This window comes from Marinilabilia sp. (assembly GCF_016278715.1).
Taxonomy (GTDB): Bacteria; Bacteroidota; Bacteroidia; order Bacteroidales; family Marinilabiliaceae; genus Marinilabilia.
On record NZ_JADQBH010000326.1, the window covers coordinates 1 to 13440 of the forward strand.

The window sequence follows — 13440 nt, forward strand, 5'->3', positions numbered from 1 at the left end:
GGTGCATGGATGGTTTCAAAAGAACCTTTTATGAATTCTCTTTCTGACATTTTTACAGAATTAAAACTGAAAACCAGTTATGGTGTTAATGGAGAACAGGGGGGAATTGGCGCTTATGCTGCTCATGATTTGTACTCAGTGAACAACTTGAACGACAATGTATCAATTGTGTTTGATAGTAAGGGTAATAGAAATCTGACCTGGGAAAGTTCAGAACAGTTTCAGGTAGGTACCGAGTTTGAGCTGTTCAATAGAATTGCCGGTTCAGTTGACTATTATTCTAAAAATACGACTAACTTGCTTTTCGACAAACGTATTTCTCCAAGTAAGGGATATGCTATTATTCAGGTTAACGATGGTGAAATGGTTAACTCAGGTATTGAATTCGATCTCAATGCAGAACTGTATAAGTCAAATGACCTGAATATTGATTTTGGGATTAATGGTGCGTTCGAAAAGAATGAAATAACTGCCATGCCAATAGAGGATTCAACGGGTGAGCAGAAGGTGTTGGATGCAAGTGGTATTTATGGACGTTCGGCAGGACATTCTCTTTTTGATATTTACATTCCTGAATATGTGGGTGTTGATGCTGCTACTGGTGCTGCTCAATGGAATCGTTATTATAATGAACTGGAAGATGGTTCCAAAGAGTATATTCGAGATATGCAATTGTATCTTGCTGACAATGAGGGGCGGATAGGGACTATTGACAAGGAAATTACCACCAATTATTCGGAAGCTACCAGTAAGTATATTAACAAATCTCCTATTCCTACTGTAAGAGGCTCCTTCGATTTAAATGTTGAGTTTAAGGGGTTTGCATTGACTGCATTGTTCGCCTACAGCCTTGGCGGATATGGATATGATGGAAACTATGCCGCTCTGATGGATGATGATCTGGTTGGTAGCAATAACTGGCACAAAGATATTCTGAATGCGTGGAAAGAGCCTGGTGATATTACCGATGTTCCTGCTATTACTAGTGGAACAAATACGGTAGATATTAATTATACTCAGGCAAATCGTACATCAGACCGATTTGTGACCAGTACTGATTACCTTTCTCTGAACAACCTGGCCTTGTCGTACAATTTCAGTGATCGCGTGTTGGATCGTATGGGATTAAAAGGTCTTAAACTTTTTGTTTCAGGAGATAATTTGTGGGTTTCAACAAAACGTAAAGGATTCTATCCAAATACCTCAGAAGTTGGTGCTTCCAGCAGATATCAGTATGTATCGCTGACCAGCATTACAGGTGGTATCAATATCAAGTTTTAAACTAAAAAATAATAAGATATGAAATATATAGTTTTAATTTTGATAGCAGTGTTGACCATTGGGATAGCATCATGTACCGATGACTATCTCGAAACAACTGCTACCGAATTTATCTCGGCTGATCGGATGGAAGAAGTTGGCCCATATAATCCCGGGACTTTTGATGGTCTGGTTCGAGGCATCTACTCTCTGATGATTCAAAACGGGACAGGTGGTACAGATTTGGATCACGATGATTTTGGTCAAAAGGGATACGACATCTATCTTGACTTGTTGAGTAGCGATATGGCGCTTTCAGGTTACAATTATGGATGGTATAGCGATATTGCCAGAATGACGGCAACCACTGATAATACAAATCTTGCTAATTATAAAGCCTGGCGCTATTACTACAGAATTATTTTTGCTGCAAATTCAGTAATTGATGGCCTGGGAGGCAATGATGCCGAATTGGAAACTGCGGAGGAAGAATATCAGATGGGACAAGCTAAAGCTATGCGTGCGCACTCGTATTTCTATTTAGCTAATTTGTTTGCTGAGGATTATGAGCCCAGTGCTATGATTCTCCCTATTTACACTGATTTAGAGCAGGAATCGCAACCATTAAGTTCTGCTGCTGATGTTTGGACATTAATAAAAAATGACCTTGAAGAAAGTGTTGTGTTATTGGATGGTTTTAATAGAGGTGGAGAGTTGCACTCTGTGAATAAGGATGTGGCTACCGGAATTTTAGCTTATGTTTATCTTACATTGGGTGAATATGATAATGCTGCGGCATCTGCCTCAAGTCTTATTGAAAATTATTCTGTTATTCCCATAGATAAAGTAGCTGGAGGATCTGATATTCCACGGAATGCATATAGCTATTTTGATGGTGATGGTGCAGATTGGATTTGGGGTTTCGATTTAACATTGGATCAGGGACTTGACCTTGTTTCCTGGTGGGGACAGGTTGACTATTACACTTATAGTTATGCAGCTGCAGGTGACCCGAAAACCATGGATGCAGGTTTATACGCAAGTATTCCTGCCGAAGATGTTAGAAGCAACCAATTTGTTAATGCAGGTATCTTCTATCCTTTGAATAAGTTTTATGATGAGAATCGCTCCCCAATGGGGCAGCGCGAAGTAACGTCTGACTATGTGTATATGCGCGTGGAAGAGATGTATCTGATTAAAGCTGAAGCTGAGGCTTTTGCCGATGATGATGTAAGTGCACGGGCTACATTAAAATCATTGCTTGCTGAAAGAATTGGCCCAACAATGATTGAAGATCCTGAGAATCCTGAAGAATTGATCGTTGGAACGACAGCTGAAGAGAATCTTGCTTATCTTGATGCCCTTTCAGGAGATGCTCTTAAAGATGAAATCTATAAACAGTGGAGAATTGAAATGTGGGGTGAAGGGAAAAGCTATTTTGCTATGAAGCGAAATAAAGCTACCATTGTTCGTCAGGGACATATTGACTTTGATGGCGTGGAAATTCCATACAATGATGACCGATTGACCTTTGATATTCCGCAACAGGAAATACAGGACAATCCCCATATTACACAACCATAAATTAAAAATTTTGATAAAAAAGGGCTGCTCAATAATTTTGGGCAGCCCTTTTTGTTTATTTTTGTCTTATTGGTTCAAATAATTTTTGGACTTAGTTTTTTTATTAACCCTAAAGTAAAAATGTAATGCGATTAAAATTTTTCTTTCTGGCCCTTTTATTGGCAGGTTTATCTGTAAACCTTTCCGCCCAGGGCCTCAAATCCTTCAAGCTACAAAACGGACTACAGGTATATGTGTGGGAGGATTCCACACAGGCCGATGTTTTTGGAATGGTAGCTGTCAGAGCGGGAGCGGTTGACGATCCTGCAGAATATACCGGATTGGCCCACTACCTGGAGCATCTGATGTTTAAAGGAACCCAGATGATTGGCGCTCACAACTGGGCCGAGGAACGCCTTGTTTACGACTCTATTGTAGCCAAATTTGATGAAAGGGCTGAAGTTACTGATCCTGAAAAAAGGCGTGCCATAGATTTGGAAATAAACCGGCTCACAACCCGGCAGGCGGCTTTGAGTAATCAGAATGAATTTACTGCTCTAGTACAAAATATGGGGGGTGAATATTTAAATGCCGCTACAAGTTTTGATTACACTCAATATTTCAACAGTTTTCCGAAAACTGAGTTGGCCAGATGGCTTGAATTGTACTCTACTCGTTTTATTAATCCTGTTTTTCGTTCTTTTCAAACGGAATTGGAGACTGTTTACGAAGAGTATAATATGTATCAGGACGATCCTACTGATCGTTTTAGAAATGTACTTTTAAAACAACTTTTCAAAGGACACCCTTACAGTCGTCCGCTGATTGGACTGCAGGAACACCTCAAGAACCCTCAGATCAGTAAGCTTATAGAGTTTTATGAAACATGGTATGTTCCCGGAAATATGGCCCTTATTCTTGTGGGAGATGTAAAAACAGAAGAAGTTGCCAATTTAATTAATGCAAAATTTTCCAGGTTAGCGGCAGGAACTGCTCCTCAACCAAAGGAATATGAGATTGCCGCTATTGAAGGGCGGACGCAAATAAAAGAGGAAGTAGGAAGTTATCCGCGTCTGATTCTTGGATATGAAGGGGTGGAAACAGGACATCCCGATGCCATAGCTCTTGAAGTTGTGACCAATCTGTTGACCAATCGGTCGCAAACTGGTTTGTTGGACAAATTGGCCCTTGATGGAGAAGTGATGCATGGTTCAGCATCTCCATTATCATTGTCTGATTATGGACGTACAGTTATTGAGGTAATTCCAAAATATGATTACAATCAGCGACGTTTTGAATCACACCGTTTTGTGGAGAAACTGGTGCTGGAAGAAGTGAGTAAATTGCGGGAAGGTAAAGTTGATGAACGCCTTTTGGAGACTGTGAAGAATAGTCTTGTGCGCTCAAATATGCGGTCGCATGAGTACAATCAGGTAAAAGCTAATCTGATAGCAGAAGCTTTCATCAGTGGCAGTAGTCTAGATATGGTATTTAATTATCCCGAATTGGTGAAATCAATTACCCTTGAGGATGTTCAGCGTGTAGCAAAAAAATATCTGAATGATAATTTTCTGGCTTTGCATATAAGTGCTTCGGACGATCATGATGTAGAAAAACTTAATAAACCTGATTTGCCATTGGTGCCTGTTTCTTCTGCTTCTGAAAAATCATATTACGCAAATCTGTTTTCTAAAATTCCTGTTTCTGAGCCGGATATTCCAACCGTTGGATTTGACGATGTAAAAACAGGAACCATTAACGAGAAGAGTAAGTTGTTTTATTACCCCAATCCGGTCAACGATATTTTTACCATGACCATCAGATATGGAATTGGAACCCGGGAAATGCCTGACCTCGAATATGCTGTTCAATTGATGAACGATGCAGGTGTTTTAGGCAATTATACACCTCAGGAGTTTCGGATGGCATTGAGTGAAGTAAATGCCACCATTTCGTATCGCGTTGATGAAGATTATCTTTATGTATCTGTGGAAGGTTCTGAGGCCAATTTGGTTGATGCATGTGGGTTAATGACACGCCAGATACTGATGCCCGATTTGGATGAAAAACAGCTGGATAATCTGAAAGGTAGTGCTTATCAGGGAAGATTGATGGAAAAAGAGGTGCTGGATATTAAAGAGGATGCTATGACAGAATTTTTGGTGTATGGCGATAAATCATCCTATATTGATCGGAAGTCCTTAGACGATGTGTTAAAGATGACTTTTTCTGATTTATCCAAATCCTTCCAGGAAGCCACCAATTATTCTGCAGAAATTTTCTATACGGGGCAGCTGCCATTCGAAACTGTTCACCAATTGTTGAACACCCATTTGCCGCTAAAGAAAACCGAACTGGAAAGTTCTTCTCCGCAGGAAATGGAGATAAAGAAATACAATGAGAATCAGGTATTCGTTTATCACGACCCGAAGGCCAAGCAAAGCCGTATTGTTTTCTATACCGATGGTCCGGAAATGACTCCTGCCAAAGAGGCTTTGGTTTTTTCTTTTAATCCTTATTTTGGAGACGGCTTTACTGCGCTGGTTCCTGATAGGATAAGAGTTCAAAACTCAATGGCCTATACCTCTGTTGGTATATTTAGGTTGGCGGAAACCTTACAGAATCCAGGTGTTTTTTATGGTTTTATTGGGACCCAGGGCGACAAAACCAATAGAGCAATTGATTTATTCATGGATTTGGTGCGTGATATGCCGGAGAATGAATTTCGCATGTCTGATATAAAAAATTATCTGGTGGGCTCCACAATGGGGATGAAACCTCATTTCAGAAACTTCGCTATGGTCTGCGAGAACTGGAAACTCAGAGGGTATGAGCAAATTCTGCCAAAAGAACTGCTGCCTGTGTATGAAGAGATGGAGTTTGCCGACATCGTTGAGTTTTATGAACAAAATCTGAAAGACAAGCCGATAGTGATTGGTATCGTAGGAAACACTAGTGATTTTGACCTCAAAGCACTAGAGAAGTATGGAGAAGTAGAACGTGTAAGGGATGGTGACCTTTTTAAAGATTAAGATTGTTTTATATACCTTTTTGAATAGAGAAGCATCGGTAAGGAAACTTGCCGGTGCTTTTTTTTTTGGAAGAAAAAGTGAAGCACCCGCCCATTAAATACTGAACCAGCTGTTTTCCTCTAATAATATTAGCTTGAATCCCTAATTCTTATATGCCCTATATGGACAAGCCAGAACCAAACAAATCTGTAAAGAATCTGTCGCCGCTCCGCAGCTTTTTTCTTTTTCATTACATTATTTTTACCCTTGTGCCGCCGCTTCGCTGCTATTAATTCCTAGTGTCGTGTCATGTATAAGCCTAAAGCCGCGGAGCGGTTACAGAATGGCAACACTGTCATCGAAGCCAGCACCAACTAAAAACGCTGAGCGGTTACAGAGCGGTAACTCAATTATCACAGAACAATCCCAACCATTTAACCCCCAATGTGAACAGCCTTCAGGAGAAATTGTGAAATATCTTGCCAAAAAAAACACGAATATTAGGAGAAAGGGCCTTGTAAAGTTTTATTTTTTTTTTATTTTCTTATGTGGTTTCGTTCCCGAAAATGAACTGCTATTACCCTTCTTTAGTTATTTAACTTTTATTTGCTTTTGTGGGTGCAGGTTGTTGCTATTATTTTGTTCGGACAGGAGGAGAAGGCAAAAATAATTATTCTTTTATTGAGATAAGTAATTGAATTTGAGGGTGTATTCAAATGTAAAATGAAAGCCTATTGTGAATGTGGGTATTGTCTGAAAAAATACAAAAATAACTGAGGATATGGCATAAAATGGGGGGGGGGTGGCAAAAAAATATATATAAATTAAGTTCAGCATGACAAAAATCAATGAGTTAAATATAAGAAATATGGTGGCAGAAATTTTGACTTGTAGAAAAAGTTTCTAATTTTGCATTAAACAAACACATTACCCCATTCGTTTATTCCTTTACTACTGCCCAATTAAAGAACTATTAATTGTTAATAAAAATTGACAATTATTTAGGATTGTTGTAATTTAATTTTTTTTTTTAAGTTGTTCCATATTTTTTAATTTTAAACCTATTAATCTATGAAGAAAGTACTTTTAGCACTTTCGTTCCTCATGGTATTTGGGCTTGGGTCTTTATTAGCACAAGCACAAACCATTAGTGGAACTGTTACGGGAAGTGAAGATGGTGTGCCGATACCGGGTGTTTCCGTTTTCGTAAAAGGCACTACAGTGGGTACAGTTACCCAGGTGGATGGTACGTATACTCTAAATGTACCTCAGGATGCTGAAGTCATTGTATTTTCCTTTGTTGGGCTGGAAACTCAGGAAATTCCTTTTGAGGGCCAGACAACTATAAATGTTAGTATGGTTGATGAGGCTTTTCAGATGGATGAAGTTGTGGTAACAGCTTTGGGAATTCGAAAGTCAGAAAAAGCATTAGGGTATGCTGCAACATCTGTTGACGCCGAGGAAATTTCAAAATCCAAGACTTCGGATATGATGTCTGCCTTGTCGGGTAGAGTTGCTGGAGTTCAGATTGCTAGTACTTCAAGTGATCCTGGCGCCTCAACAGGAGTTATGATTCGCGGTATTAGTTCCCTTTCAAATGGTGGAAACCAACCTTTGTATGTTATTGATGGTGTTACTATTAATAACAGTTCTACTTTTAGCAATGATGCTTTAAATAGTGGATATGACTTTGGTAACGGTGCCAATATGGTGAATCCTAATGATATTGAAAACATTACCGTTCTTAAGGGTGCTGCAGCGACTGCATTGTATGGAAGTAGAGCTGCCAACGGTGTTATTATGATTACCACAAAGTCCGGACAAAAACAAGAAGGAGTGGGGGTTACCGTTGAATCAGGTATTCAGGTTTCAGATATTTTGCGATTACCTGAATTTCAAAATGATTATGGAATGGGATGGAGTGGAGACCATACTTTTATTGAAAATGGTTCATGGGGCCCCAGATTGGATGGTTCTATACGGCAATGGGGACGTGTGTATAACAATTCCCAAAAAATAAAGCCATTTCTTGCCCAGGAAGATAATGTTCGGGACTTTTTTGAATATGGTTTCCGTTATAATAATAGCGTATCATTTAGTGGTCAGACGGATAAAACTAATTATTATGCATCTTTTTCGCAATTAAGTGATGATGGTCTTGTTCCTACTGATGCTGATACATATGATCGTTATACTTATAGTTTGAATGTTGATCAGAAATTAACTGATAAATTGACTGTTAATAGCAATCTGAAGTATTCTCATTCACGTAACCAATATTCTCCAACAGGGCAAGGTTTGACAATGATTAACTCTATTTATCAAACTCCCAGAGATATTAGCCTTATCAGTTTAGCTGATTACGAAACGGATCCATTTGATCAACTTGGTTATTATTTTACTCCTTATGGAATTGCCAATCCATATTTTATAATTGACCATGTTGATAATGAATATAAGAGCAATAAACTTTTTGGAAAAGTACAGTTTGATTATCAGCTCACAGAAGGTTTAAGAGCTTCCTATAAACTGGGACTTGATTTAACAAATAGTGAAACCAAACTTGGTTTTCCCCAGATAGCTGTTGACCCTGGCACTCCTAATGCTGGTCAGATTGATCAGGATGGTAGTGTAACCAAGAATGCAAGTAGAAGAGCCGAATTAGACCATGATTTTAAACTTTTTTATGATAAGACTCTCGGTGATTTTGGGTTCAATGGAATTGGTGGGCTAAATCTTAATGAAAGAACAGTTTCTAATGTTTCTGCTGAAGTGACAGGATTAGATATTCCTTATTACTATGATTTATCTAACTCTTCAGGAACGCCTGTTGCAGATGAATATTCATCAATTCGTCGTTTGGTAGGAGTGTATGGTTCTGTGGAAGCTTCATATAAGAGTCTGCTTTATGCTACTGTAACCGCTCGAAATGACTGGTCTTCCACGTTACCTAAGGGAAACAATTCTTTCTTTTATCCCGGAGCGACATTAAGTTTTGTATTTACAGAATTAATTCCTGAAAATAATATTTTGAGTTTTGGTAAAATGAGATTTGCATATGGCAAAACCGGACGTGATGCATCACCTTATCAGATTTTGCCATATTTCGTTCAGGGAGAAGTTTATAATGAATTTCAATCAATCAATTTCCCGCTTTCGGGATATAATGCCTTTGAAGTAGGCAATGGTTTAGGAAGTTTAGACTTGTCACCCGAAATGTCAACAGAGGCTGAGGTTGGAATGCAACTTGAGTTTTTTGGACGACGTTTGGGTATTGATGCAGCTTATTATAATAAGTCCAGTTCAAAGCAGATTTTTACCGTTGATATGGATCCTGCAACTGGTTATACAAATCAGACAACCAATATTGGTGAAATAGAGAATAGAGGTATAGAACTATTAGTTCGAGTTGTTCCTATTGAATTTGGTGATTTTTCATGGGAAATTGCAGTTAACTACTCTAAAAATGAAAATGAGTTGGTAAGCCTGCCTGAAGAATTAGGTGGTGATCAAGGAGAACTGGATTTGTATGGATTTGGAACCACTAGTGCCAGTACACATTTGGTTGCTCAGGTTGGAAAACCCATTGGCTTATTTAAAGTTACTGTTCCTAAAAGGGATGAAGAAGGGAATATTGTTGTAAATGCAACCAGCGGATTACCTGTTGCTGCCGATCCAAAAGTCGTAGGAGATGCTAATTATGATTATATGATGGGAGTAACCAATAACTTCTCCTATAAGAATTTGAGTTTAAGCATTAACTTCGATATTCGACAAGGTGGGTTAATGTATTCAAGAACTAAAGATATTCTTTCATTTACTGGAAATTCAATTCAGACTACTTTCAATGACAGGAAACCATTTCTTGTCCCCAATTCTGTCAATGAATTAGCAGATGGAACTTTTGAGGAGAATACAACACCTGTTAATCCGGCAGATTTTTATTCCTATTTTGGAGATGGTGAAGATAAATTGAATGAAAACTTTTTGATTGATAGATCGTTTGTGAAATTGAGGAATATTTCTCTCTCGTATAAGTTGCCTAAACGTTGGATAGGAAATGGTTTTCTTCAGGATGTTACCCTGACTGCTTTTGGAAACAATTTGTTTATCTGGACTCCGAAGGATAATACCTTTATTGATCCGGAGGTTTCAACTTTTGGAAATGACTTGGAAGGTATGTTTGGAGAATATTCTGCTAATCCATCAACAAGAAAGATTGGTGGTTCAATTCAAGTGAAATTTTAAACAGATATGACAATGAAAAAGATATTTATAATTTTATTCATCATTCCGTTGTTCTTTACAAGTTGTGAAGATTGGTTGGATGTGAATACAGATCCAAATACGCCGAGTGATGTTCCGTCGGAATTAATCCTTCCAGCAGCAGAAACTTCTATTGCTACTCGTTTGGGAGGTAACATTTTTAATTTCTCCGGGATTTTTGCCCAGTATTGGACACAAGCCCCTGAAGCAAATCAGTATAATAAAATAGATAATTATACTATTACGGCACCTTTTCTGGATAATGATTATAATGAGTTGTATGCGGGTGCTTTGAATGATTTGGAGAGAATTAAAACTAACGCTTTGGCAGAGGATGCTACGGGGTACTATTTTGTTGCAACAGTACTGCAAGCCTATACTTATCAGATTTGGGTTGATATGATAGGAGATATTCCTTATTCAGGTGCATTGCAGGGAGTTGAAAATAAATTCCCGGCTTATGATAATGGCCAGACAGTTTATGAAGGAATATTGGGTGATATTGATGAAGCAATGGATATGCTCACAGAAGATTCTTATATCAGTCCAAAAGATTACTTATTTGAAGGTGATCTTGACAAGTGGGTTGCATTCGCGAATTCTTTGAAACTAAAGATTTACATGCGAGCCAGCTATGCTGTTGATTATTCCACTGAGATAAGAGCACTGATGGATCAAAACAATTTTATTGTTGAGGATGTTGCTTTTGATGGCTGGCAGGCTGAAGCTTTTCGGTATAACCCTTGGTATGGAACAAATACAATAGGCCTTGGTACTGTAAATAATATTGCTGCCACTCCTATTATTAATTATTTGGAAAGTAAAGCGGATCCACGATTGGCTGTTTTATGGACCGATGTGGATGGTGCTTATGTAGCTGGTGTTCCTGCCATGAAAGAGGGACTTACTGCTGAGTATAGCGCCCCGATTATTGATCCTGTTCAACCAGTCTATTTTCTGACTATGTCAGAACTTGAATTGTTTAAAAGTGAAGCTTATTTGAGGTTTTATACTGATGATGCTGAGGCTAAAGCTGCATATGAAAGAGCTATTGATTATAATTTGGCTTTGCATGGTTTAGCAGTTAGTGGTTCTAATTTATATGGAGCAGGACGGGTTTATGAATGGCCTTCTACAGGAACTAATGAAGAGAAAATTAAAACAATTGGGATGCAAAAGTGGGTTTCACTTTGTCTGGTTAATAATTTTGAAGCATGGACTGAAATGCGTCGTTTAGGATATCCTGAATATACAGGTAGTATTGCAGAAGATGTTTATGCCGGGGAAACCTATGTTGCCGGAACATTGATAAGTCCGTCAGGCAATGCTCTTGGGGTAGGCAATTTTATACAACGTCTTCCTTACCCTGAGGAAAGTACTCGATTGAATGATAATGCTCCTGCCCAAAAGGCTCAAACAGAACCAATTTGGTGGGATCAGAAGTAACTAATTCTTAAAATTCTGAAAATATGAAGAATTTAAAATATTTGTCGTTATTTTTTGTCGGTCTGGCTATGGTATTTTCAGGCTGTGAAAAATCAACTTCCACAGAAGATATAAGTAGTATTACACACTTTGTTACTTTTGAATTGGAAGAAGGTGAGGTTGTGATAATCGAAAAGGGAGAAGAATATGTTGAACCTGGCTATACAGCCTTTGAAGGTGAGACGGATGTCACGTCCAGTGTTCAGGTTTCCGGAGAAGTTGGTGAGAGTTTAGGTGTTTACGAAATAAATTATTCAGCTGTTAACGAAGATGGTTATCCGTCTTCATTAACCCGACAAGTTATTGTATATGACCCAACATCACCAGAGGATGATATTTCGGGAGAGTATATTGCCGAGGTTGTTCGTACGGAGGCTGATGGCACGAACCCACGTCCGCGTACAAACTCATTGGCTATTTCTCAGGTAACCCAGGGAATATTTTATGTAGAAGGTTTTTTGGGGAATTACTATTCTATCGGGTCTGAATATGGTCCAGCCTATAGGATGGATGGATATATTGCCCTAAATAGTGATTACACTATCTCGGTGCTTTATAGCCATCTTGCCGGTTGGGGTGACGGTCTGGAAGATCTTCTAAATGGGGCATACGATCCTGAAACCGGTCAGATTTATTGGGAATCTATTTATGCTGGGAGTGATATTTTTGCTGTAACAGCTTATTAGAATGTTCAATATTTTTAGTTATTGAATTAAATAATTTTAAAAGATATGAGAAAAATAATATTATTCGCAATAGTTTTTGGCTTAATTACTTCTTTCACATCGTGTGAAGAAGATTTTGAGCCGGGGGGAACAGCTGTTGAAGATTTATCTGGTCGGTGGAATGTTCTCTATAATCACAGTGTTTATGGGGAAGATGCATTTGGTTATGGAAAAACTGAGATATTGACTTATAATACAGCTGATAATTCTTCTTCTGAGTTCTGGCTTAGTGATGAAGGTAACTTCTGGGATTATAGAGTCCGTATTCCTGTTGATTTGCAAAATCTTACTTTTGGAACTGAAGATACAGTTGTAAATGCAGTTACTGGTTATGAGATTAAGATTCTTGTGCGAAATGGTAAAATTCTTGAAAATGCTGCAACACCCCCTTCTGGTTTACCTGTTGATAGTATTTATTTTGAACTTTGGTTCGAGGATTTAGAAGGTAGTACTGGTTTTGCAAATGATACACTCTTTGTATCAGGATATCGGTATACTGGTTGGGAAGAGGATAACTAATCTTCTTTACTTTTTTAATCTGGCTATTATTTCCCGTAATAGTTTTTGTGAGGGGCAGTGCTTTCGGGCGCTGTCCCTTTTTTTGTGTGCGAGAGAGGCTCCCTGAATTTCCGCGGGGAGGGGTAGAGGATGAAAGAGGCTGAGGCTGAGGTTGAGGCTAAGGTTGAGGTTAAGGTTGAGACTAAGGTTGAGACTAAATCTTTTTGGTTTGGTCAATCAAACTTGTATCAGGGGCGACAGAAAAATGTATTTTGTAGGTGTCACCCCATCCGGGGCTATATTTCGTTTAGCTTGAACAATCTATTTACCAAACTGCCGCCCCATCCGGGGCTGTCCATTCAGCCAGAAAAAAATGATGTGATTTATTTATTTCCAATGGTAAGGAGGTTCCTCCTGGGAACATTCACACCCATCAATCTATTTGTTCCAGCCCCAGCGGGGCGACAGTATGGTAGAGAATGTAACAAGATAAAAGGTGAAGCCCCGGCAAGGGTGACAGAAAAATGTATTTTGTAGGTGTCACCCCATCCGGGGCTTATTTCGTTTAGCTTGAACAATCTATTTACCAAACTGCCGCCCCATCCGGGGCTGTCCATTCAGCCAGAAAAAAA

Annotated in this window: 6 protein-coding genes and 1 pseudogene; all 7 read left to right on the top strand. The window is 38.8% G+C overall.

All coding sequences use genetic code 11. The features are described 5' to 3' along the window. Window positions 1-1281 (top strand): annotated as a pseudogene (locus QZZ43_RS19510) (SusC/RagA family TonB-linked outer membrane protein); the annotation flags it as partial. Window positions 1282-1299: 18 nt separating this feature from the next. Further along, complete coding sequence (locus tag QZZ43_RS19515; RefSeq protein ID WP_291862869.1) at window positions 1300-2844, top strand: RagB/SusD family nutrient uptake outer membrane protein; 1545 nt, start codon at window positions 1300-1302, stop codon at window positions 2842-2844. A gap of 125 nt (window positions 2845-2969) precedes the next feature. After that, window positions 2970-5855, top strand: coding sequence for a pitrilysin family protein (locus QZZ43_RS19520; protein WP_291862872.1), 2886 nt, complete (start codon window positions 2970-2972; stop codon window positions 5853-5855). 1050 nt (window positions 5856-6905) lie between these two features. Continuing rightward, window positions 6906-10082, top strand: a complete 3177-nt coding sequence (locus tag QZZ43_RS19525; RefSeq protein ID WP_291862875.1) for a SusC/RagA family TonB-linked outer membrane protein — start codon at window positions 6906-6908, stop codon at window positions 10080-10082. A 12-nt stretch (window positions 10083-10094) separates the two neighbouring features. Then, window positions 10095-11546, top strand: coding sequence for a SusD/RagB family nutrient-binding outer membrane lipoprotein (locus tag QZZ43_RS19530; protein ID WP_291862878.1), 1452 nt, complete (start codon window positions 10095-10097; stop codon window positions 11544-11546). A gap of 23 nt (window positions 11547-11569) precedes the next feature. Then, a complete protein-coding gene (locus tag QZZ43_RS19535) occupies window positions 11570-12271 on the top strand; it encodes a BT_2262 family domain-containing protein (RefSeq protein WP_291862881.1) in 702 nt (233 codons plus the stop codon). Window positions 12272-12316: 45 nt separating this feature from the next. Then, window positions 12317-12829, top strand: coding sequence for a lipid-binding protein (locus QZZ43_RS19540; RefSeq protein ID WP_291862884.1), 513 nt, complete (start codon window positions 12317-12319; stop codon window positions 12827-12829). Window positions 12830-13440: the final 611 nt, after the last annotated feature.